The 25285-nt window shown below is 35.8% G+C and carries 19 protein-coding genes and 1 pseudogene; all 20 read right to left on the bottom strand.

Annotated features, from left to right (window positions below):
• Positions 1-91: 91 nt before the first annotated feature.
• Entirely contained in the window at positions 92-1900 is a 1809-nt protein-coding gene (locus G7057_RS01145; protein ID WP_018579555.1) for a reverse transcriptase/maturase family protein, read from the bottom strand.
• Between the two features lie 579 nt (positions 1901-2479).
• Positions 2480-8116, bottom strand: a complete 5637-nt coding sequence (locus tag G7057_RS12025) for a DEAD/DEAH box helicase family protein (protein ID WP_452170833.1) — start codon at positions 8114-8116, stop codon at positions 2480-2482.
• A gap of 104 nt (positions 8117-8220) precedes the next feature.
• A complete protein-coding gene (locus G7057_RS01160; RefSeq protein WP_166160653.1) occupies positions 8221-8466 on the bottom strand; it encodes a transposon-transfer assisting family protein in 246 nt (81 codons plus the stop codon).
• Between the two features lie 2 nt (positions 8467-8468).
• Positions 8469-9194: a DUF4316 domain-containing protein gene (locus G7057_RS01165; protein ID WP_227004678.1), complete on the bottom strand. Its 726-nt coding sequence runs from the start codon at positions 9192-9194 to the stop codon at positions 8469-8471.
• Positions 9195-9377: 183 nt separating this feature from the next.
• A complete protein-coding gene (locus G7057_RS01175; protein ID WP_031775848.1) occupies positions 9378-9869 on the bottom strand; it encodes a trimethoprim-resistant dihydrofolate reductase DfrK in 492 nt (163 codons plus the stop codon).
• A gap of 119 nt (positions 9870-9988) precedes the next feature.
• Complete coding sequence (locus G7057_RS01180; RefSeq protein ID WP_020977319.1) at positions 9989-10366, bottom strand: DUF6262 family protein; 378 nt, start codon at positions 10364-10366, stop codon at positions 9989-9991.
• A gap of 6 nt (positions 10367-10372) precedes the next feature.
• Complete coding sequence (locus G7057_RS01185; protein ID WP_031775849.1) at positions 10373-12265, bottom strand: site-specific integrase; 1893 nt, start codon at positions 12263-12265, stop codon at positions 10373-10375.
• Positions 12262-13347 (bottom strand): tyrosine-type recombinase/integrase, encoded by a 1086-nt coding sequence (locus G7057_RS01190; RefSeq protein ID WP_031775850.1) that lies wholly within the window; start codon positions 13345-13347, stop codon positions 12262-12264. Before G7057_RS01190 ends, G7057_RS01185 begins: the two co-directional genes overlap by 4 nt.
• Positions 13348-13465: 118 nt before the next feature.
• Positions 13466-13933 carry a JAB domain-containing protein gene (locus G7057_RS01195; RefSeq protein WP_166160654.1) on the bottom strand — a complete coding sequence of 156 codons (468 nt, stop codon included), beginning with the start codon at positions 13931-13933 and terminating at the stop codon, positions 13466-13468.
• A gap of 1 nt (position 13934) precedes the next feature.
• On the bottom strand, positions 13935-14105 hold the full coding sequence (locus G7057_RS01200; protein ID WP_166160655.1) for a hypothetical protein: 171 nt from the start codon (positions 14103-14105) through the stop codon (positions 13935-13937).
• A 4-nt stretch (positions 14106-14109) separates the two neighbouring features.
• Positions 14110-16188: a DNA topoisomerase 3 gene (locus tag G7057_RS01205; RefSeq protein WP_166160656.1), complete on the bottom strand. Its 2079-nt coding sequence runs from the start codon at positions 16186-16188 to the stop codon at positions 14110-14112.
• A 169-nt stretch (positions 16189-16357) separates the two neighbouring features.
• On the bottom strand, positions 16358-17065 hold the full coding sequence (locus tag G7057_RS01210) for a DUF4366 domain-containing protein (protein WP_166160657.1): 708 nt from the start codon (positions 17063-17065) through the stop codon (positions 16358-16360).
• Positions 17055-17303, bottom strand: a complete 249-nt coding sequence (locus G7057_RS01215; RefSeq protein WP_166160659.1) for a DUF4315 family protein — start codon at positions 17301-17303, stop codon at positions 17055-17057. The genes G7057_RS01210 and G7057_RS01215 overlap by 11 nt, the downstream gene beginning before the upstream one ends.
• A gap of 11 nt (positions 17304-17314) precedes the next feature.
• Positions 17315-19075: a C40 family peptidase gene (locus G7057_RS01220; protein ID WP_166160660.1), complete on the bottom strand. Its 1761-nt coding sequence runs from the start codon at positions 19073-19075 to the stop codon at positions 17315-17317.
• A 10-nt stretch (positions 19076-19085) separates the two neighbouring features.
• Positions 19086-21428, bottom strand: a complete 2343-nt coding sequence (locus G7057_RS01225; protein WP_452171074.1) for a VirB4-like conjugal transfer ATPase, CD1110 family — start codon at positions 21426-21428, stop codon at positions 19086-19088.
• A complete protein-coding gene (locus tag G7057_RS01230; RefSeq protein ID WP_166160664.1) occupies positions 21424-21837 on the bottom strand; it encodes a PrgI family protein in 414 nt (137 codons plus the stop codon). The genes G7057_RS01225 and G7057_RS01230 overlap by 5 nt, the downstream gene beginning before the upstream one ends.
• A gap of 30 nt (positions 21838-21867) precedes the next feature.
• Positions 21868-22737 (bottom strand): VirB6/TrbL-like conjugal transfer protein, CD1112 family, encoded by an 870-nt coding sequence (locus G7057_RS01235; protein ID WP_166160666.1) that lies wholly within the window; start codon positions 22735-22737, stop codon positions 21868-21870.
• Positions 22738-22748: 11 nt separating this feature from the next.
• Positions 22749-22964 carry a Maff2 family mobile element protein gene (locus G7057_RS01240; RefSeq protein ID WP_125143697.1) on the bottom strand — a complete coding sequence of 72 codons (216 nt, stop codon included), beginning with the start codon at positions 22962-22964 and terminating at the stop codon, positions 22749-22751.
• A 54-nt stretch (positions 22965-23018) separates the two neighbouring features.
• Positions 23019-24617, bottom strand: a pseudogene (locus G7057_RS01245) (VirD4-like conjugal transfer protein, CD1115 family); the annotation flags it as partial.
• 161 nt (positions 24618-24778) lie between these two features.
• Positions 24779-25255, bottom strand: a complete 477-nt coding sequence (locus G7057_RS01250) for a PcfB family protein (RefSeq protein WP_166160670.1) — start codon at positions 25253-25255, stop codon at positions 24779-24781.
• Between the last annotated feature and the right edge of the window lie 30 nt (positions 25256-25285).

The following is a 25285-nucleotide window of genomic DNA, read 5'->3' on the forward strand; positions in this document are numbered from 1 at the left end:
CCATACTAATTTTCATCAGCGGTCTTGGTGTAACCCCCTTCAGAACCGTGCTTACGCCTCTCAGCGTACACGGCTCGCCATTTTTCATAGTTTAAGTGATTTTTTTCTTTACTTCTTCATAACATTTTGGGCATAAAGCCAAAGATTTCCGTCTTTTTTCAATCATCAACAATTCAAATTTATTATCAGCATTTAAGTCTTTCATACGTTTTACATGGTGCATATATACTTTGATAGAGTTTGCTCCACAAGCTTCACAAACACCACTTTTAAGCCTACCAGCAAGACTGTTAGGTCTTATTTGGACTCTGTATTGTGGCATTATATCGGCAAATTGTGGGGCATCACTTTTATCCCTTTTAAATCCATCATTATAAAACTCACAGCGTTTTATTCCACTTTTTGTCTTATAATTAGCACCAAAGTCTGCATTTTTACTGCGATATTTTGTATACATTTTCATAACAGATGAGTTGTATTTAGCAGCCAATGTTTTTAGACAACTTCCACGCATAATAGAATGAAATTTACCTAAGTTGCAAGCATTGATTGCCATGCGATAATAATTGTATAGTCCTCTGATTTCTGAATTATATTTACTGATGATTGCAACTTCATCCAAGGGCATTAATGCACCCCTATGAATTGGTTTCCAGATTTCTTTACCATTTCCGTCTTTTTTGATTTTCAAAGCCTTGTATTCGTGCAACTTAGAAATCCATTTTTCTTTAGGTACATATAGTTGTACCTTCCCATACCATACACGTTGTAATCCTTTCTTGGTGCGTTTAAAATCTTGACTCCTAGATACTCTAATATCGTAACCTAGATATCGCACCATTTTAGAGGAGTGGGTAATATGAGTCTTTTCTTCTGACATCGTAAGCTTGAGGGTATCTTGTAAAAACACTCTTACTAACTCTTTTATTTTTTGTGCGTCTTCTTTTGAACCTGTTATGGAAATTAAAAAATCATCAGCATAACGGTTGTATTGTATACGCTTAAAACTATTATCCATTTCATCTAAATGTGGAGTAGACAACATAGTTTTTCGAGCTTCTTTAAATGTCTTTATATTTTCCTCATTACGATTATTTTCTAAGTTTTTCTTTGATTTTCTATAAGCCCAACGGACTTTCTCATGGTCTTCGTGTACCTTGCGCTTTCTTGTTTCTCCCATATCGAATTCATTTTTCAGCTCTTCCATAAATATATCAAGCTCATGTAAATATATATTTGATATTATCGGACTCATGCCCGACCCTTGTGGAGAGCCAGAGTATGTCGTATGGTATATCCATTGCTCCATATATCCTGCTCTTAGAAATTTCCACATTAGAGATATAAATGCCTCATCATCAATGCGTCTTCTTAGAAGATTTACGGTTACATGGTGGTCAAAACTATCGAAACAAGCCTTAATATCACCCTCAATTATCCATTTAGCACCAGTAAAAATTGTAACAACCTCTCTTAATGCCGTATGACAACTTCGGTTAGGTCTAAAACCATGTGAGTTATTAGAAAACGTTGGTTCATAGATTGCTTCTAATATCATTCTGATGACTTCTTGTATTAGCTTGTCATCAGTTGACGGAATACCCAAAGGTCGTTTTTTCTTGCTATTTTTCTTTGCAATGTAGACACGCCTTGCTGGGTTTGGTTGGTATGAGTGGTCTTTTAATCTTGCAATAATATTTTCAATACGCTCCATGCTCATACCATCAAGAGTAAGTCCATCTGACCCTGCTGTCATACTACCCTGTGAGATAGCAATATTTTGATATGCAAGTAGATAGAATTCTGGATTATATAGGTTGCGATATAACCTTTCAAACCTATAGTTTTCTTTTGTTGCTTGTTCACTTAAACTTTTCAATACATTTTCGGGACTTCTCATAATGCCTCACGCACCTTTCCTTTTTTATTGTATTGAAGAAAAACTGTCTCCCTTCGCCATGTGGACGGCTTTCCCGTCCTCGGACTACTACGAAGACTCTGTTACCCTAACAAATATTCAAAGTCGCTTTTTTTCATAGCACTTATAGCCAATTTATTGGCATTTTGTCTTAGGTAATCCCCTTTTAGAACTGTAATAACATAAGCTTGTTATGATTTCGGATGTGACTTTCGTCGTTTTCCACTTCTTGTGGCTAGTTTAATTTGGATATCTTGTGAATACGCATGACTGACTCATATTCACCAAAATACATGGGAGTTTAACTTCCATACCCATGGAGCAACATTTTGCCCAACCTCCGACTATCATTTAGGCAGTTTAGCTTTCATCCTTATTCATAACTTTTCATCACTACCACGCAAACGCCTTGGAAGTTTCGGTATTTCGTGTCCTCCGACATGCTGCACTCCCCGTCAGGTTTCCCATTTCGGATAAGTCGGGTGATGATAGGTTGTAGACTTTACATCTACTTTGATATCTTTACCTATTACTTGCTCAAGGTAAAATTATTACAGCCCCTTATGGGCGCACAGTCATGGAGTTTGAAACTGGAGTACCTGTAGCAAATACAATACCCTTACCACCTGTTAACTCATCCATATAACGGCATTTCATAAACATATCACTAGATTTTTTAGCGTCAGTGGTGGATAGTCCTGCTACATTACGCATTTTAGTATATAAAAATAGATTCTTGTAATTATGTGCCTCATCTACATATAGCCTATCAACACCCAATTGTTCAAAGGTTACAACATCATCTTTTCTTTCTTGGGATTGTAATTTTTCCAGCCTTTGCTCCAAGCCTTTTTTTGTTCTTTCCAACTGTTTAACAGTAAAGTGTTCACCGCCACTTGCTTTTACTTCTTCAATTCCTTCTAAGATTTCATCAATCTGTTCACGAAGTAGGCGTTCCTGCCTTTCAATGGACATAGGGATACGCTCAAATTGGCTGTGTCCAATGATTACTGCATCATATTCACCTGTAGAAATTCTGGCACAAAACTTCTTTCTATTCCTTGTTTCAAAATCTTTTTTTGTGGCCACTAAAATATTAGTGGCAGGGTAAAGTCTTAGAAATTCACTTGCCCATTGTTCTGTTAAATGATTGGGTACAACAAAGAGTGGTTTTTGGCAGAGTCCTAACCTTTTACTTTCCATAGCAGCAGCTACCATTTCAAAGGTTTTTCCTGCACCTACTTCATGGGCAAGGAGAACATTATCTCCATAAAGAATATGGGCAATGGCATCTACTTGATGGGGTCTTAATGTGATTTCAGGATTCATACCTACAAAATTAATATGCTTTCCATCGTATTCACGGGGACGGATAGAGTTAAACTTTTCATTGTAGGTTTTTACTAAGGTCTGCCGTCTATCTGCATCCTTCCAAATCCAATCCTGAAATTCATCCTTAATAGCTTGTTGTTTTTGTTGTGCCAAGGTGGTGGCATCCTTATTTAGTACACGCTTTTCCTTGCCATCAGCATCGGTAATAGTGTCATAAATACGAACATCTCTAAGATTTAAACTATCTTCTAAAATTTTATAAGCGTTGGCACGATCTGTTCCATAAGTAACATATGCGGCCACATTATTATATCCAACGGCATTTTTATTGCTTATATTCCATTCAGCAGTAAAAGGAGCATATTTAACTTCTACCTCTCCCTGAAATCTATAAGGGGTATCAAATAACTCATACATAAACTGCTGAATATATTCCTTATCAATCCAAGTAGCACCAAGACGGACATCTATTTCAGAGGCATCTAAATCCTTTGGCTGTGCAGCTTCTAAAGCCTCCACATTAGGTTTGAACATATCTGAAGATTGTGCTGCCAGCTTTGCAGTATGAAGCTTTTCTCTTACATTACCAGAAAGATATTCATCTGCTGTAACATAGTTTATGGAACTTTGGCTATCAAGAGGAGTAGGCAAAGGAAATATTACACCTCTTAAATCATTGGCAAGGTCTTCCTCAGTAAGTCCAGTCAGCTTACCCATATAATCTATATCTACCCTTGCTTTTTCAGCTATGGATAGTGCCAATGCCTCACTTGCAGTATCTACAGAATGGACTGTCATGCGCTTTTTAATGGTACGCTTGGTAAACATATCGGCTTTGGCTTTTAGATTGCCGTTTTCATCTATATCTTCAAGGGAGCAAAGGAGATAGTAAGAGTTGTCATCACTAAAGGCAAGGCTGTTGCCACGACTATTGATGAGTCCATATTTTGCAGTAAAGTTATCATAAAGCCGATTTAGGGTTTCCTGTTCCCCTTTAATGGTTTCCTCACTATAATCCTCCAGTTGATAGTAAATAAGATTATCTACACACTCCCTAAGCCCTATCATTCCTTTAATTCTTTCTTTTGCAGTTTCATTAGTATTTGGTTTTACCATACGAGAGTTCTCACGGTAATATACTTCCCCGTCTACAAGGGTATAGGAGAAGTTTTTAACTGTAGGGTCAGCAGGGATAGAATTATTTGTACCCACCTCCATATCAGGTAGTTCCATTTCTCTTATACTTCCTTCAATATTTTGAATAGCTAGATTTAACTGCTCTGCAAGGTCAGCATTGGGAAGGGGTATGCAAGTGCTTTCCATACCAAAGGGACCACTTTTCATCTCCATCCTTCCTAAAATCATTTCAGGATTATCTACAAAATAATTGTTTAGGACAATATCGTCCTCATTAGTATTAAGATGAATCCAATCCCTATCTATATCAATGAGTCTGTCCCGCTTTTGCAGAAAGATAATATCACTTGTAACCTCTGTCCCTGCATTTTTAAAGGCATTGTTAGGAAGTCTAATTGCACCAAGTAATTCAGCTCTCTGTGCAAGATATCGGCGAACATCTGGGCTTTGCTTATCCATTGTTCCCTTTGAGGTAATAAAGGCAACTACCCCTCCGGGACGGACTTTATCTAAGGTTTTTGCAAAGAAATGGTCGTGAATAAGGAAGTTAAGATTATCATATTTTTTCTCACTTAATTTGTAATTTCCAAAGGGTACATTGCCAATAGCAAGATCAAAAAAGCTATCAGGTAACTCTGTTTTTTCAAATCCAGATATAGATATATGAGCTTTGGGGTAAAGCTGTTTTGCAATTCTACCTGTAATACTATCTAATTCAATACCGTATAGATTAGAATTTTGCATTTTATCGGGGAGCATACCAAAGAAATTTCCAATTCCACAGGCAGGCTCTAATATATTACCTGTAGTAAATCCCATCCTATCTACTACATCATAAATAGCCTTAATAACTAGGGGGCTTGTATAGTGGGCATTTAAGGTAGATGCTCTTGCCATACTGTACTCATCTTCGGATAGTAAGGATTTTAACTGTGCATACTCGTTACTGAAACTATTGTTGTCCTTATCAAAGACTTCAGATAAACCACCCCAACCTACATAGTGAGATAGAATTTCTTGTCCTTCTTTCGTTGCAGGTCTTTGTTCTTTTTCTATGGTCTGCAAGGTAGTAATGGCATTTATATTTCCTGCAATTTTTTCTCTTTTACTCCCCTCACCCAGATACTCATCAGTGATACGAAAGTTTTCAGCTTTTTCCCCTGATACTTCTGATTGAGGATAACGCTCTAATAGTTGTAAGAAACTTTCTCTGCTTTCTGCCCTAAGTATAGGATATAGCAAAGATGGATCACGAAGTGTAATTCGATAATCCGTGATTTCTTCAATTAAAAAAGGCGTACCATTTTCTAGATATACGGTATCACCTTTACTATAGGGAATAGGGATAATTTCTTCTGTAATATCCTGTGCCATTTCTTGAGTTGTTTCTTCTTGTTTTAAACTTTCCTCCGAATTTACTATGGGGATAGTAGTGGGGCCGGAGTCAATAGGTCGTTCTATAGTATCTCTTGTATCAGAAACAGGTGGTCTTTCTATAATTCCAGCCTTTTCACGCTGTCTTTCTTCAAACCTTTCCTTTTCTCCAGCAGTCATATAGCGGTCAATGGAAATAAGATAGTCAATTCGTTTGGCAACTTTATCCCAGTTTAAAAGTAATTTATCATCCCCATCCCTACGGCTATATACAATGCCCTTTGCATCGTGCATTTGATTACTGTTATCTGCTCCTGAAAGAGCATGACTTCTGCCTCCTGTACCATACTCTTGTTTTAAGAAATCAGCTTTTTCTTTTGGACTGTGTGCTTGTGTGAAATATTCATAAATACGGTATTTTCCATTTTGAACACCACTTCCACTTGTAAATTCCTTGTCTACTTCGTCCTGTGTGATGAACATGGTAAAATCATCAATATTAGCAAGGTTAGAGGAAAATTCTCGTCTTGGTAAATCTAAATTCATCAAATTAGAGAGTAGCCTTTGTGGTTTATGAAAGTGAAAACGTAGGATTATAGGGTCTTGTTCATAAGTAGAGTTAAACTGTTTTAATATATCAATTATTGTTTCTCTTTCCTTGGGATCACCTAATAACTGTGTTATATGATTAGTGGAACTTGGAAAGCCACCTTTAAATATTTCTTCATCAAAAAATTTATTTCTTGCCTTATCAGAAAAATCCTGATGAAGATACCAAAGCCTTTGTGCAATCTCTTGTCTTTCATAGGCTCCTGCCTTGTCTAATATATCCTGTGGTACATATTGTCCATCTCTTAAAAGTTCTTCAATCCTTTCGGCAACTTCCGTCCAACTAATTACTTGCTTTGAATTAGAATAAAGAGCAGTTTCTCCCTTAGCCATATGAATACCATCATCATGAAACCATATAGATAGCTTTTGCTCTTCTATATAAAGTCCTTTTCCACCTTGGTATTCTTTTTGTAAAAAATCGGCCTTTTCTTCTAGTGATTTTTCCTTTTGATAGAATGAAACTATCCTTAGTAAGCTATTATTTTTATTACTTCCTGTCCTTAATATAGAGTCAATCTGATTTTGTTGCATAGAAAAAGCGGAGTAAGCAAAAGTGTTATTAATCCTTTCCTTCCCCGCTATTCTTTGTATCTGTTCTTGTTCTGTGGGGAAAAGACTTAGCTGTATATTAGTTCCGCCAGTATAATTTCCTCTGCTTGTGCCTTCAGGTTGTTCATGTATCCCACCCATTCCATCTGCTGTTTCATCTTGTCCGGTGGAGTCTGAGTCTGTGCTTTCTTTAAGTCCTTCATTATTTGTTCCATCCGTCTGTTTGCCGTCTTGTCTATCTCCAGCAGATGAAGGAACAGTTTCTCCGCTAGGAGTAGGGAATGGAATAATGGTTTCCTGTGTTCCTGAAGATATTGTTTCCTCATTCTTCCGTATTTGCCTAGTGGAATCTGTTTCTTCTTGTCCTTCTGCTCTGTCAATTGGATGTTGGGTATCAGATAATCCCCGTTCCTTTTGTAAGTTATTTCGTTCATATTCCTCGCTCCTTTCACGTTCTGATTTAATAATGGTAATAGCTATTTCTCTAAGTATCTCCTCTGATTGTTCACTAACTGCTGTACCTAATAGAGCTACGCTATCAGCAGTATTAAAATTAAAGACTGGTAAAAAATCCTCATGTTCAAAGTATTCATCAGTATCCAATCCACATCTTTTCATTAAGGTATATGCAGTGCTGACAGTTACTGCATCTTCAAAAGCCTTTTGTAGATTGTCCTCATCATATTCTTCTAAAAAGCTGTTTTCTATGAGATAGCCTACATCTATTTTATGATTATCATAATACTCCTTGGACATATTTCTTGCAATCTTATAAAAAGCATCAAAAAAATTATTTTCCTCTAAATTATACTTATCCTTTAGCATATCTAAAATCGGCTCTTTGTGATGTTCTTTCATGTCCCACAGATAAGGATAGCGAGAATTTTCTCTATTACTTGTATCAGAAACATCAAAAACATATCTTAATCTAAGGGTATCTCCAGCGGAGTCAAGTAATGCAATTCCCTTTGAGCCACGGCGTACATATCTATTCATGGTATTGTTCCACAGGTCATACTCTGCACAACCCGTAGCATCAGGTCTTTGTGCATAAATCATGAGCTGGTCATGATAAGGATATTTATATAGCCTTCCCACAGTGGTCAGAAAACCTGTCCAGTCTGCAAGGCTTCTAGTTAAGCTTTTAGCTGTATCTTCTGCCAATTGTGCATAGCTTTGTATTTTAGTTGCCATATTAGTCCTCCTTTACCTCTTGATGAAACACAAAAAGGTAACCTTGCCGTAAAAGACAGGGTTACCTATAAATCTTTATCATCTATAACAGTTATCAAGCATTCCTAATCAACTACTATAGGTTTATTAACCTGCTCAAAGTTACCAACAAGTCTCGGTATAATCCCATCAAAAGCACCATCACTCATAGCACTTATCTTATCCATAACTGACTTTGTAAGTTCTATAAGTTCCGTTTCATCCTCTTCTAAATGTGTCCGCATTTCAGATAGCTCATCAAGCAAGCCTTCCCTTGTACCTGTATTGTAGATACATATTAAATTTGTTTCTTCTATCGTAAATCTATCCATAATCATCGCTCCATTTCTGTACCTATTTGAGTTAGTTTTTTCTGCTTTTCTTTATCTATAGGTGGTTTTGTTTTAAGTTGTTTTACTACAGAAGTTTTCTTTTCTTCTCTTTCTGCCTTTACTGCATTTGCAAGATCCAATAATGAAATATTATCACCTGCTTTTACAGTCTGCTCCAATTCCTCTACTGTAGGCTTGTTGTTAATCACACCATCTATTTGGTTATAGTTTTGCTCTACTGATTTCTCAGCAGTTTCTAAATAATTTTGTTGGTCTACCCAATTGATAAGCTCAATCCCAAAGATACCATTGTGATTATTTATATCCTTCAAGTCAAAAGCAATTGCCTCAGAATCATCTTCATAAAGTAGAAATACAGGTAAATCCTTCTCAAATAATTCTGTGGCTCTTCCTTTTGATAGTGGTAGCATCTCATCATCTAAATATCCGTAGGAGTTTCTGTCTGAAATACTTATGTTAGGATCAGGCATGGGATAGCTATGCTCCTGTATAGGCATCATAAAATCAGATTCTCCTTCCTCTACTGATTGGGATACATTGATACCATAAGTTTCTACTGCTTCTAGTACTCCCTTTGCCTTAAAGGAATATACCTTATTCTGATTAATGCCATTGATAATCAAATGGTCTAAAACTTTGATACCTAAAAGATTACCTGTTTCTTTTAGCCTTCTTGTAATATTAATGTCCTCTGTACTTGGAGTAATATCTTATCAAGAGTAAATTACAAAAGAATCATTTAAATCAATACTTTCACTTTGAATACATGTATTTGAAGTGAAAGGTAATTATTTCAAAAATAGTAAAACCTGTATCTTAAATTACTTAATAGTAACATAAGATACAGGCTGATTTTTATTCATTGTTATTTAACTAAAGCACCCGTTAGTTCAATAAGCTTTTCGTTCATAAATATGAAAATAGTATGTATAAGGATTTTTTTCATCTGTTATTCCTTGTGTAACAGATACTTCGCTCCACTCTTCATAATTCACTTCTGGAAAGAATGTATCTCCTTCAAATTCGTAATGAATTTTTGTAATGTACATTTTCTCAACATATGGTAGAAACAAATTATAAATTTGTTCTCCCCCGAAAATGAAAATTTCCTCTTCGTTATTACATATCTCAAAAACATCTTCTATTGAATGGACAATTTCACAACCATTAAAGCTGAAACCCTTATCTCTTGTCAGAATAATATTTCTTCTTCCAGGTAATGCTCTTCCGATTGATTCAAGATTCTTCCTTCCTAATATAATTGGATATCCCTTTGTAGTATTTTTAACATACTCCCAATCCTTTGGGATTCTCCAAGGTATGTCATTCTCTTTACCTAATACCCTATTCTTATCCATCGCAGCAATTAAAGAAACTTTCATATATCACACAGCCTTTCTTAACTATTTTACCATTTAATTTCTTATTCCTTGTTAAGCTATCCTGCCCCGTTAGTTTAAGTGCATCCTTTCACAATCTGTCTACAGATTAATAATTAAAACTACTCTTTATTATACAGATCTCCATATAATTTTTGAATTTGGTTCTGTAATTTTTTATTTTCTTTTTCTAATTCCATAACTCTTCTTTTTAAGGTTTTAATAAGGATTTCCTCCGAACGAGAACTTTTCTTGGGTTTTGAGACTACATTTGATGTTATTTGACGCTCACGAAGGGATTCTATTCTTTGCCTAATATCGTGTTCCTTATAAAGCCATGATTTAGAAACATTAGCTTCCTTTGCTATTGAATTAAAATTAATAGCTTTACCTTCAATCGAAAATTTAGAAATCGCTTTGTCTACTTTTTCCCTTGTCTTTTGTGATTTCTGCTTCGCCAAACGTACAATTTCTGTTGTATTTCTAACTTGTTTATCCATTGATAATTACCCCGTCAAGCTTCCAATGATTTGTTCTAAACGCTCTTTAACACGGCTATTAGTCTCTATTTGTCTTTGCCATTGTTTATCCTTTGCTATGGTTAATAACTCTTCTGTACGCTCTAACTGTTCTTCGTGCTGTGGTAAGAATTGCTTACTGGTACAGAAGTGAGTGCAATCTAAGCATGCATTCGCATGTGGACAACCACCTGCTATTACTGGCAATCTACAATAACCATTTGGAAGCACTTGTGCATTTATATTTTTCTTGAACCATTGAAGCTCTACATCATCGACTTCACTATCATCATCTAGATTGAGCACATCTCCATTATTGGTAACCAGTTTTTCTTGAAATTTAGTAAATTCATTTTTTAGAGTTTCATCAAAGATATGAGCGTATCTGCTTGTCATTTCTGGGCTTTCATGTCCCAAAAATTTCTGCACAATATGCTGGGGCACCCCGTTGTTAATCATTCTTGTTCCTACTGTATGGCGAAAGGCATGGGCATGGAATCTATAAATCTCGCCTGATTTATCCACTATATTTTGCTCATAAGCTAATTTATTTAATTCGCCTCTAAATGTTTCTTGTTTTAATGGCGATCCATCTTTTCTTGGAAAGAGGTATTCACTATCTGGAAATTCCTCTGAAACTTTATCTTCCCGAACTTTAATAAGTAAAGCTACCTCTTTAGATATTGGAACTATATGCTCCTTTTTCATTTTCCATTGATAATACTTTAAAAAGTAATCTCCATCTTTGTCCTCTAATAGACAGCCTTTTTTCAAGGTGCACAATTCACTTATCCTCATTCCACATTCTTGAACAATCATAGTCATCGTAGCTATATATTCGGGTAATTTATCAAGATGACTGTTCAATTGCTCTAGAACGAATTCGTCTATAAAGCGAGGTTTTGCTCTTGGTATTTTCGGATAGTCCTCGGGATAAATTAATAATTTGGAAGGAACATCATCCCATTCTAGCCTATGAAGGGTACTAAATAGTCCTTCCAATATAGAGATCCTCCCAGTTATTGTACTAGGTTTTATCCCCATCATGTTTAGTTCACTTAAATATGCTTCAATTTCCACTCTCGTTAATTGGTGTACTCTCTGAACGTGTTTAAACTTTATGTCCAGAAAATTAAAGAACTCTTTAAGTTTTTGGGCAATATCACTTACATAGGAAAAGCTATCCATGTTCAATCTTAACTTACAATATCTTTTTACAAGCTGTTTAAAATATGTATTCCGAAACCCTTTAAAGTTAATTGTATATTCATATTGTGTTGGGTTAACCTTATCATCTGGCAAAGGTAAGTTTCGTCTATCCCAAACGTCTTTATCCCACTCCTCTCCATCAAAATAAAAATCCTCATAAAACTCAATAAATTGTTTTAGATTAGTAACATAGTAAGAATTAGCTTTTACAGGTGTTTTTTCTTGATTAGCAGTAATCTTATAATTAGTGGTGGTAATTCTAACACCCTGTTTTGTCAAATATGTTCTATACTCCGTCATTGCTTTATCAATAGGAACTTCAGTAATTGAAGTAATGCTGGGATACTTTAAATCTAAAAAATCCAACATTTTATTAATTACTGTTCCTTTTCTAATCCAGACAGTTTTTGCATTCCATATTCTATTGTTTAAATGGTAAAAATAAAAATATTTCAATTCTGTTCTTAACCACAGATTTTTAACACGTTCAAAACGAACCCAACGATTTCTTAAAGCAGGATTCTTACTTAATTCTATGGCAGAAGGATGTGGACATTTTCTTATATCCCAACTATTATTAGCCCAAAACCCTTGCATTTCTTCATTCATTACAGCTATTTTTTTGCTGATCTCACTCTGACTGATAATTTTCCTTTTACTAGAAGCATTCATTTCTTATGCTCCTTTCTCTCAAGGTATTTATTAAACTCATTTTTCATATCCTGATCTGAAAGATGAACATAGGTATTTAACGTTGTCTGAACATGTGCGTGACCTAATCTCTTTTGAACGAACGCAACATCCCATCCTTCCCTAATTAGCTGCGTTGCGTGAGTGTGGCGAAGCATATGCGATGTAAATTCTATTCCAGTCCTTTTAACTATTCTTCTAACTAGATCAAGAACACTTTGGTACTTTAGTGGTTTCCCAAAATAGCCTTCTTTTAAGGAAATAAAAACATAGTCATGCTCCAATTCCTCACTATACTCATATACCAAGTAATCTGTATAAAGTGACATCAGTTCTTTACTCACATGTATTGTTCTTTCCTTCCTTAATTTAATATAAGCTTCATTAACATTAACATCTCTAGGTGTTAAATGGATTTGATTGTCCCAAGTGGCAATATCTTCAAGCCTAAGCGATAACACTTCACCGATTCTTAAACCACCCTCATACATAAGCATTAAAATTAACTTATCTCTTTTCGTATGACAAGCGTCAATAATTTGCTTAACTTCCTCTGCTGTCAATGTTCTTATCTGTTTCTTTTTAACCCTTAACTTTAAGACATTCTTTTGGTATCTACCCTTATTAACATGATGTAAAAATCCTTTGAAGTTTCTTCCCTTTGCTTGTTTAAATACATCAATTGATTTAAATTCTCCTAATCTACTTAAATAATCAAGAAAACTCATAACGGCATTTAAAATTGTATTCACTGTCGTTTCTTCTCTTATGGCTTCTTTTGACTGAAGATCAATTACATTATTTGCTGTTGGATATCTCAACCAACCTACGAAGTCTGCTAACAACTCAAAGTTAATATCATTAAGAATAACGCCTCTCTGTTCCATGAACTCATACAGCAACTTTAAATGATAGCAGTATGCTTTAATGGTATTAGGAGACTTACCAGTATTATCTAAGTATTTAATAAATTTCATTACTGGTTCAATTAGCTGGTATTCTTTATCTAGTAATAAATACAATGGATACGGCTTATTCTCCACTTCTATCCTTTGAACCCTCACACACTCCCCCCTCTTTAAACACTTTAAGTACTACAAATTATAAACCTTGTTAAATTTTATTTAAAGTAAAATCTCCCTTTAACATCTCCTCCTAAACTACTTTAACTACTATTATTTATTATACTATGGTTAATAAATCCCCTGATGGATGATTATGGCAAAGTATCACGGCATTTGCTTTATTGATGATGGCATTTCTAAAGACTTCCCTTGGATGTACCAGTGAGCTGTTAATCGTTCCAATAGATACAACTTCATGGTCTATAATACGATTTTTGGTATTTAAAAATGCAACCACAAAGGCTTCCTTATCATATATCTCATCCATTACTGAATGAAAATAGGAGGAAGCCTTTTCCGGTGAATTGATTATAGGGTTTCTAGTATTGATGGTACTACTCATTCTATATAAATCAAGAAAAGCCTGATGTTTTTCCCTTTGGACAGGAGTAGAAAGAAGTTGAGTAGCATTGTCTACCAATGCATTTAATCCTTTCCTCTCAGCATATTCTATGGCAGCATCTTCTTTTACACCGATAATTCTTGCAAAGGCTTGAATATAACGAAGTTCATCAGTAGTTGTCATTTTATCCCACCTCCTGCTTATCCAGCAAATCTATGAGTAAAAATAAGTCCTTTAGCTTTTCAACATCCTCATTTTTAGTAACATATTTATTTGGATTATCACGCAGTTCTAATAAATCATCAGTATCTACTTCTATATCTAAAAGGGTCTTAATTAAATTTTTAATACTCATACTTTTACCTTCCTTTCTTAGTAGGAAACTCCATTTTAAAGTTTACATATTTACCCCCATTATCATCAAGGATAACAATAGCATCATAGGTTTTACCCGTCTTTTCTGAGTAGCAACCTGTAAGTTTTATCCTGCCATCTTTTAAAAGTTTAATGGCGATATCCTTTGTTAAAGTCTTTTTCTTTTTGGTAAAAAATTTATTTTCCTTCCAAAGTGCAAAACCACAATCCTTGTTTTCACAACAGAATCCTTTCCTATTTTCAATTACATTTCCACCACATCTAGGACAATTGCCGATACCTTTTTTATTAGATGGGAATAGATTTTCTGTCCCCTTTATTACCTCATAGGTTCTTACAAGGTTTTCTATCATTTGATTAATTTCCTGTAAAAACTCATCTGGAGAAAGACCACCCTGTTCAATCTGTTTTAACTTTTCTTCCCACTCAGCAGTCAATATAGGTGATTGGATGATTTCTGGCAAAATGGTAATAAGAGAAATACCTTTATACGTAGGCATAAAGTGTTTAGCTTTTTTATCCCCTTTACGCTCTGCAAAACCTGTCTTAATAAGCTTTTCTAAAATCCCTGCTCGGGTGGCAGGAGTCCCAATACCTTTTTGCTCCATATCTTCCAGTACATTATTGGCATTTTCCATAGCAGAAAGTAAGGTATCATCTGTAAAATGTTTTGGTGGACTGGTCTTACCTTCTTTAATCCCTGCTTTTACTGAAAATCCTTCTCCTTGGGAAATTGGTGGTAGGACTTTATCCTTATCATCTTTAGCTTGTTTCTTCTTATTTTTAAGATGTAAATTTTCAACTGCTTTAAATCCATCTGCAAGAACCGTCTTACCCTTTGCAGTAAACATAGTTTCATTACAGTTAGCTGTTACAATGGTTTCAGCATAACGGTAATTATCCCCCACGGCACAAATTAAGCGTGTAGCAATCATCTGTAATATTTCCTTTTCACCAAAGGGCAGGGAATGAATACCATAACTTTCAATACCCATAGTGGTAATTATTCCGTGATGATCACTTACCTTACTGTTATCAATTATCTGTTCTATATTTATGGGTAGGTTAATATCTTGGGATAAAAATATCCCTGCATTGGTATTTAGCAAGGCAGGGATACTTTCTTTCATATCTTCTGTTAAATAACGACTATCTGTACGGGGATAGGTAACAAGCTTTTTCTCATAAAGGCTTTGTGTATATTCAAGGGTCTGATTAGCAGTAAAGCCTAATTGTCTATTTGCTTCCCTTTGCAAAGTAGTTAAATCATATAGTTTTGGTGGCTTTTCTATCTTTTCTTTTTTCTCTAACTTTTCTATGGTAATACTTTGTCCATTACAGGATTTACAAAGTGTTTCAGCTATCCCTTTATCTTTTATCCTTTCACTTGAAAGAATAAAAACACCACAATCCAATTCTACTATATAAAATGGTTCTGCTTTAAATTCTGAAATATTTACTTGTCTTTCTACTATCATGGCAAGGGTTGGAGTCATTACCCTGCCTACATTTAGGGTCTGTCCGTAAAGAACAGAAAAGAGACGGGTTGCATTAATCCCTACAATCCAATCTGCCTTAGCCCTACAAAGTGCCGATTGATATAAACGCTCATAATCTGCCCCATTTCGCAGATTTTCAAATCCCTTGGCAATGGCACTTTCCTCCATTGAAGAAATCCATAATCTTTTAATGGGTTTCTTGCATCCTAATTTTTCATATACCAATCTAAAAATTAATTCTCCTTCACGCCCAGAATCTGTAGCCGCTATAATTTCTTTAACTTCCCTTCGCTTCATTAGTTGACCAATGATTTTCATTTGCTTTTCCTTATCATTTGAAATAACATACTTCCAGTTTTGTGGTAAGATAGGTAAATCTTTATATTGCCACTTGGCATATTTTTCATCATAGAAGTGTGCAGGGGCAAGTCCAACTAAATGTCCCACGCACCATGTTACAATATAACCGCTACCTTCCATATATCCATCTTTTCTACTATTAGCACCTAAAACAGCCCCAATACTTTGGGCTACAGATGGCTTTTCTGCAATAACTAGTCTCATATTTTTCCACTTCCTTCCTTTGGAAGAATAATCAATTTACGATATTTAAGTTTATCATCTATACCATTACTTACATTCTTATTTTTTGGGGCAGGAGTTTCTTTCTCCTGCCTATATCTTGGTCTTTGGGTCATCATTCGTTCATAAATGCTATCCGTAAAATAGGCCACTAAATATCAACCTCACTTTCATCTTCATCATCAATTTCAGTTTCGTATTCATACTCATCATCTTCTTCATCATCAAAATCATAATCATCAAGAAGGGTGTTTCCTTTGGTATTTTGCTTATCTTTTAACACCTTGAAATAATAAATTCCACCACCTGCCATACCTACTATCAGTAAGAGTAAGATACCTCCCATACCCTTATTTTTCTCCTTTTCAGGCTCAGGGGGAGATGTAGGAGTTAATGGTTTTCCTGTGCATTTAGTAAGGTCATTTCTGCAAAGGGAACAATTGGGGTCTATTTTTCCTTCCTCACAAAGATTAATACAGTTACATATCTGTGGGACTTCTTGCTGTTTTGGTTTATCTTCCTCAATTAAGGTAAGTAGATCTTCTTCATCTACAAGATTAAGGAAATATACATTTTGCCTATCCCCTGCACGGTCAATAACTAGGTAGAAATAGTTACCGTTCTTTGAAATAACAGTAACGAATTGTTTATCTTCTGCCTGTTCTCCTGAAACATCGTCTACTAGGGTTAAATTACCATCAGGTGTAAGGGCAGTTGGATTAGACTTCACTGGCTCATTAACTTCTGGAATAGTTGTAATTTCTTCCTCACCACCTCCTGCAAAGACTGCTGTTGAAAATGTGGTAAAGCAAAGCATAATTGTAAGCAAGGTAGCCAATATACGATTCTTATTCTTCATGACTTCTTTCCTCCTGTCTTTCAATTAAAAAAGACGCATCACCCTTTTCACGATACGCCTTTAAAAATATAGCAAGTTCACTGGTATTCATTTTTGTACCACGGACAAGTTCTACAATTTCCGTGTTTTCAAGTTCTGTTTTCTGATTTTCAAGTTGTCTCAGTTTACTTTGTAAATCAGATATTTTTTCCTTTGTCTTTTTAATATCTGAAATAACTTTTTGTTTTTTCTTACTCATCAAATTCCTCCTTAATTTAATCTTCCATAGGCATAGAAATGATCTGTCCAGTAGGAGCTATTAACTGAGGCATATTGTATGGGGTTGCCGCAATGGATCATCATACCATTTCCCACATAGATACCAACATGAGATACTGCACCACTACTTGCATAAGTGCCTGTAAAGAAAATAATATCTCCCGGCCTTGCTTCACTTGGTGGTATCTTAGCACATTGATTAAAAATACCTTGTGCCGTTGTCCTGCCAATGTTATAAACTCCCGATTGGTTCAGTACCCAACACACAAAGCCTGAGCAATCAAAGCTGGTAGAGGGAGAACTACCACCCCATACATAAGGGTATCCCAAATACTTTTCAGCCTCTTTAATAAGAGCAGCAAAGTCAGGGTCAGTCAGTGCATCTGGTGGTATATCATAGTCCGTATATTCACCCTTATTAGGAACATAAATATTTCCTGGAAATAAATAGGGCTTATTACCCTGTGTTTCCATATAAACCTCAAACATTTCATATTGGTCTGTGGTTAAATTATTCGAGGCAATAATACTAATATCCTTATTCTTAAGTGTTACATGGAGAATATAATAATCATAGGGTACTTCTACTGTATAGGTGTCACTATGGGTATTGCCATCACTGTCAGTCCATGTATCCGTGCGTGTTTCTGTCCGATAACGCACCTGTATTTCCTCATGGGTAGTTAAAGTATACTGCTCATTAAACAAGGCTTTTAACTCTGCCTGCACCTCTGACCTAGTGTAAACTTGTAGCTTTGCCGTTAGGTAGGAGGCTAGAGTAAAAGGGTTATGTCCAATTTCATCTAAATGATATTGGTATTCATCATAGCCTGGATATTCACTTTCTATATTATCAATTTCACCTTGCAGTTCTTTTTCCAGTTCTGCATAATCTTCATCTACGGCAATAATATCCTCATCTTCTGATGTGTAAGAAGTACCTACAACACTTTGAAGCCCACCCTCCAAGATAATGGAACAGGATGAAACAGCACTCATTAAAAATAAAAGTGCTAGCCCAATTCCAAGAATAATCAAGATGGCTTTATAGTTTTTAACAGCAAACTTTGTTATTTTCTCTGTTGTATCTGCTAGCTTTCCCACTGCTTTTTTAGTGTTTTTAACTGTCTCTTTGGTTGTTTTTGCACCCCTCCCATATCTTTTTGCAACGTATTCCTTTTTAATTGCCTGTTTTTGTTGCCAACGGGAAATTGGATTAGTAGTAGGCTTTGGATTGTCTCCTAAATTCTTTTTATAAAGATAGTTTACCTCTGCCTTAACTGTCTTTTTTTCTACCCTTGCAAGCTGTCTATAAGGTTTTAGCTTATGACTGTGATAACCACTTTTTATCCTATTAGCTACAAATTCTCCACCTTGTTCTGTTTTATGTGCAGCTTCTACTCCTACATTATCTTCCTCACCCTCTCTAATTTTCTTATGAATTTTAGCAAGGAGTTCCCTTTGTGGTATGGTTTTTAATTTATGAGATAGCTTAGAAGGTGGTTTAGGTTTATCGCTCTCTTCAAAATATAAACGCACCCTTTCTTTGCCTGTTTTGGCATCAACGGTGCGTTTGGTAACTAAACTTTTCTTTTTAGGAATTTTCTCATGTGCCTTTTCTAATTTATCCCCTGCCTTTTCCGCTTTCTTTAATGGTTTTTCAAGATTAGGATCAACCCTTTCCTCTTCTGTAAAGGTAAGTCTGGATACCTTACCAGCAGGACGGAATGGTTTTTTACTTTTTCGACTCATAAAGCACCCCCTATTCCCCTTTAATTTCATTTGGTTTGGTAGTCATAATACCATATAACTCTGTATCTTTTGGAAACTTATCAGTAAAGGGCAATATTACATTTCCATAAAACAAAAGTCCTTCTCCCTCACCTGAATGAGTTACATAGGACAATTGATGGGGTGAAATATTAAGTTGTTTGGCAAGGATTTGCCTATCCCCTGATGCTTGATTAAGCATATAGATAAAGTCGGAGTTTTCAAAGATATTCTCTACTTCACGAGAGGATAGTAGGTCTTTCACATTTTGGGTAATACCTGTTGGAATACCTCCCCATTTTCTAAACCTTTTCCAAATCTCTACGCTATAGGCTGCTGTCTGTTCCTCTTTTAATAGTAAGTGGAACTCATCCATATAATACCTTGTTGAACGCTTTTCTGCACGGTTTACTGTTACCCTATTCCATACTTGGTCTTGCACCACCAACATACCTAGTTTTTTAAGCTGTTTTCCTAATTCCTTAATGTCAAAGCAAACAAGGCGATTAGTTATATCTACATTGGTGCGATGATTAAATAGATTAAGGGAGCCTGTTACATAAATTTCAAGGGCAGCTCTTATATGCTGTGCTTCTTTTTCTTCTTGATTTTCTAGTGCATCATATAAATCTTCTAATATTGGCATCTTTTCAGGAACAGGGTCTGCAAGATAATCTGCATAAATTAATCGTACACATCTATCTATGATACTTTTTTCTACAGGCTTTAAACCATCTTTACCCCCTACAATTAACTCACATAAGGATAAGATAAAGTCTGATTTTAAAGATAAAGGATTTTCATCTTCAGAATAATTAAGATTAATATCCATAGGATTTACATAGTCAGGGGAAGTAGATGAAATCTTAATTACTTGCCCTTTTAGTCGGTTAACAAGGGGATAATACTCCGCTTCTGGATCACAAATAATAATGTCATCGGTGGTAATAAGAAAGATATTGGTAATCTCCCGCTTTGCTGAGAAGGATTTACCACTTCCCGGTGTTCCTAAGATTAAGCCATTGGGGTTTTTAAGTTTCTTACGGTCTACCATAATCAAATTGTTAGACAGGGCATTTAATCCGTAATATAAAGCCTCACCACTGGATTGAAATAACTCCTGTGTAGTAAAAGGCACAAATATTGCCGTAGCAGATGTGGTTAGACTTCTTTGTATCTCCACTTGATTTAGCCCAAGGGGCAGTGAGGATAAAAAGCCTTGTTCCTGCTGAAAATCTAGTCGCACCAACAGACAGTTATGTTTTTGGGCTATACCCGCCGCACCAAATACAATATTTTCAAGTTCCTGTTTCGTATCGGCTGTATTCATTACAAGGAATGTTAAAAGGAACATTCTCTCATTACGGCTTTGTAAGTCCTGTAATAATTTCTTTGCTTCTGCTCCATAGGTAGCAAGGTCTGAAGGAATAATATCCATATCATATCCAGCCCTTACCGCCTTCTTTTGTTCTTCTATTTTCATCTTATCAAGGTCGGTTATTTTTCTTTTAATGGTCTTTATGGCCTTTGTCTGGTCTACAGATTGAATGTGCATGGTCAGCAAAAGATTACTCTCCATATCAAGAAAATCTGCTAATATACGGTCATTTAATTCAGGAGCAAGTATCTGTAGGAAGGACATGGCACCAAACTTATTGCCTGTTTTAAAACTTCTTCCTTCTCTAAATTCAAAGGAAGATGGAGCAATAAAGTCTTTAGTAGATAAGCCTGATGGTGCAAGCCATTTCCATTCAAAATTAAAGGGTACATTACCATCCATATGCAAGATATTATGGCATAGCTTTAGTCTTTCCTTCCCTTCTATAGAATCTACTACCACCCCTAATCTTTTAAATCCATTCCAGAGATCATTTTCAATACGCTCTAAACGGGGTTTTGCAATTTTTATACTGTCCGCTTCAATTCCAAAGGTCAGGTACTTGCTTTTCATTAAGCCATTATTCCCCTTGGCAAGTTGATTATGAAGCATCTGGGTATATTCAGTACGGATACTATCAAAATCATCTTCCTGTGATTTAATATGAATACTACTTTCATAATCCTTTGTATTAGCCGTCATATTAAGAAAGGAAAGCTGAAACTTAATAGAGCTATCAAAATAGTTAAGAAAATCGCACCAACTTTCAAAGATGGATGTTTTATCTTCATTTTGAGCAAGCTGATAGTTTATATCCTGAAAACGGATTGTTTTGGTATATAGCTTATCCGTTACCCTGCAAATCCCTTCAGGATACATACGCTCATAGGGGATGGTATCCTGTGCTGATTGTTCCTTTTTACTTTTCCCCCTTGCTCTTACTATTGCAGTATTAATTGCTCTTTTTTCTTCTCTTGTTAGCTTGGGACTGCCTTGATTTTGCTTTTTTAACAATATACTTTACCTCCTCATCTAGCTGATTCTGCCTTATTATAAGGTTATAGAAGTTCTTTGTCTTATAAGGTCTGTATTTAGGTTTTATAAAACGCACCTCAATATAGTGCTTTAAAATAACTTCCAGTGGTTGCCCGTGTTTTTCATATATGCCGAACATAAAAAATGGCAACATAGAAAAAATCATTATGAGTGTGGCACTACTGGTTCCTGTATTATCCTTCATAAGAAAAAATATTGGTAAGCCTACCACAAGGGCAATGGAAAAACATATCGATTGCCTTTTAGTAAGGTTAAACATTACCTTAGTTTTCACGGTACTTAAATCTTTCGGTATAGGTACATATGCCATAAAATCCTCCTTTCCATTTAGCTTTTTATTTTAATGGGAACTAAAAATACTCTTTGCCAATGAGCCTGTCTTAAACAGGGTAAAGCAAAGTAAAACTGTATAGCCTACACAAGTCCATATTGCTCCCATAATATCAGCATCTGTAGCAATGGATTGTACCAAGACTGCGTAAATCCCTACACATACCATAATGAGAAAGGCTTGGAAGCCAAGAGCAAACATGGATTTTAAATAGTTTTGTCCCATACTGCCCCACTCCCTATTTGCCATTGTAGCAAAGGGAATAGGTGCAAGGGATGTCATTAAATATATCTCTACCATTCGCCCATAGATGACTACAAAAATACAGATGGTAAGTGCATTCATGGTAAATCCAACAAACATGCTTTGTAACCATAAGCCAAAGAGAGGTCCAAGTTCCATTGCCAAAAGCCGTGTTTCCATATCTGCTATGGCAGAACTTATATCTATATTGGTATCGCTAATAATAACACCAGCTGCACCTGAGACAACATGCTGGGACAAATCAAAAATTCCCATAATGATATTAAAGGTGTTGGTTATTATCATTACTGCCACAAAGGTTTTAAATATCCATTTGAAGAACATAAAGGTTTCAAAGTCATGCATATTATTCTTTTCTATGATCATTTGTATTAGTTCGTAGCACATGATAAAGGTCAAGATAATGCCGGCAATAGGAATAATCACTGTTTCGGAGAGGTTTTGTATCATGGAAAAGACACCGCCATTCCATACTGACGGTGTCATTCCTACTTCACCTGCGATTTCGCCAACCTTTTGGTTGACATTATCGAACATCCCCGACAAGTTATCCGTTATACCGCCAACTAATAGCTCCGTGAGCCACTGGGTAATACTGTCGATGATGCTTTGCATAGTATCTTACCTTAACCAAATAACCCTGAAAGAAGGGGTACAAGGGTCATGCCAATCAGTGCTACGCCACCGCCTGCCATGAGTTGTTTCATCCCTTGAGATTTTGCACCAGGGTTATCATTACCATAACCTTCTAAAAGATTAATAACTCCCCAGATACCAAGTCCTGCACCAAGAGCAATAACCAATGTCTGTAATACATCTACTGCTGAATTAAAAAATTCCATAAGAAATCCTCCTATTTTTTATTTTGGGTAATAAAATAACCGCTATTATGCGGTTTAACTTTCATCTGCAATGTCTATTTCATAAACATCAAAAACCTCACTAGATTTTACTTTTAATTTTGTGGACAGATATTTTTCAATGTTAAAGGTGTTTCTTTTATCAAAGTCCGATAAGTATTTGTAATTAGGATGCTTTGTAATGTCATACTTATCTGATAGAAATGGGCGAACACCCCTTAGCTGTAAAATGCACTTGCCTCCATCCATAACCGCAAGTTCATCCATACTCATAAGCTCCTTTCCCAGCTTTTGATAATTAAGCCCATAGCTCCTTTGGGAACCTCTTGTGTCCGAAATATTGAACATATCAATAGTTTCTTTTCCAAGGGTTTCTGATAAATCCTTGAGAGTGGTTTTTTCCTTACCACCAAGGAAGATCATACTGTCGCAATTGCCGATAATGGTATCCGCATTGTCCTTATATAAAGCCTTTAACTGACTTTGTGCCTGTAATACAAGACAAGCTGAAATCTCTCTTGAACGAATGGTAGCCATTAACTTTTCTAGTTTTGGAATCTGCCCAATATTTGCTGCTTCATCAATCAGGCATCTTACATGGATGGGAAGCCTTCCACCATATACATCATCTGCCCTATCACAAAGTAAATTGAAAAGTTGAGTATATGCCATTGATACCAAGAAATTAAAGGTGTCATCTGTATCACTGATGATAATAAACAAGGCTGTTTTTCTGTCCCCTAAAGTATCTAGTTCCATTTCATCATAGGCAGTAATTTCTCTTAATTCCCTAATATCAAAGGGAGCTAGTCTTGCTCCGCAGGATATAAGAATAGATTTAGCAGTTTTACCTGCTGCTAACTTATATTTCTTGTACTGCCTAACCGCAAAATGCTCTGGGTCTTTTTCTTCCAAGGCATCAAACATTAAGTCTACTGGATTTTTAAAGTCCTCATCATCTTCCCTTACCTCAGATGCATTGATAAATTCAATAAGGGTAGAGAAGTTCTGCTCATCCTCTGGAGCCTCAAAATAGATATAGCCAATAAGGGCAGTATAGAGCAAAGTTTCTGCTTTTACCCAAAAATCATCACCTGCCTTCCCATCTCCTTTTGTATTGGCAATAAGTGTAGTAACCAGTTTCAAAATATCTTTTTCACTTTTAATATAGGCAAAGGGATTATAGTGCATAGACTTTTTAAAATTGATGGTGTTAAGAATCTTAATTTTATATCCCCTACGCTGTAACAACTTCCCGCACTCCACCACAATACTGCCCTTTGGATCAGTAACCACATAGGAACTATGACACTGCATCAGATTTGGCTTTAACCAGAATCTTGTTTTACCTGAACCAGAGCCGCCTACTATTAACACATTTTTATTTCGTGAGTTCTTTGGATTTTTAGGGCGGTTAGACATCATAAGCCTTTCTGTTTCAGTTAATATCACATTATTTTGGAATACGGGGTCTTGAAAAGGGTGAATATCCTCCCTGTTGCCCCAACGAGCAGAGCCGTACTCTATCCCTTTTCTATATTTCTTAGCATTCTTACCCTTTAGATAAACTACAAGACGAATAGTAAGAGCTATAGCTATACCAAATAGCAAGTCTTTTGGGTTTAAACTTGGAAGTGGGTTATCAAATGCTAACCTAAAGCCATTCATTAGATTTAGAATCTTCTGTCCCATATCATATCCAAAGGCAAGTCTCCATGCCTGTGATACCTTGGTAAAAAACAAGGCAAGAAATAGATAAGGGATATTTAGAATTAGTATTTTTTTTAGTCTTGTATTCATAAGCTCTGCCCCCTATCTTTACTTTTCACCCTATCTGTGACTGTGTTCTTCACAAGCTGGGTAAACTTTTTAAGCTGTGAAATTACGGAAGGTCTTTCTGCTCTTTTTACCATTTTAGCTGTAAAATCCGTAAATGCGGCAGTAATGGCATCTGCATCCCTGCCCTTGAAAAAGACAAGATATTTAGATGGCTTTACACTTCTATCTTTCTTAATGGCAAAATCTACACCGTATTTTCTTGCTGATCTTTCAAAGCTTTTAATGTTTTTATCTGTAATCTCAATATTAGTCATTCCTGCATTTTGCCTGGCAAGGTCTTTAAGGCTTTGCTTGCCTTGGGGAATTCCAGGGTAGTTTTTCTTATCCTTACGCCATGCTAAATATTTTAAAATAGATGCCTTTAAACTTCTTGCCGTAAGCTTTGTACCGCTTATCACAAGTGCTACTGTTCTATTTTCTACTTCTTCCTGCATAGGAAGCTCCTCCCTTCTGTTTTTGACATA

The sequence above is a fragment of the Jeotgalibaca arthritidis genome, from assembly GCF_011100465.1.
GTDB lineage: Bacteria > Bacillota > Bacilli > Lactobacillales > Aerococcaceae > Jeotgalibaca > Jeotgalibaca arthritidis.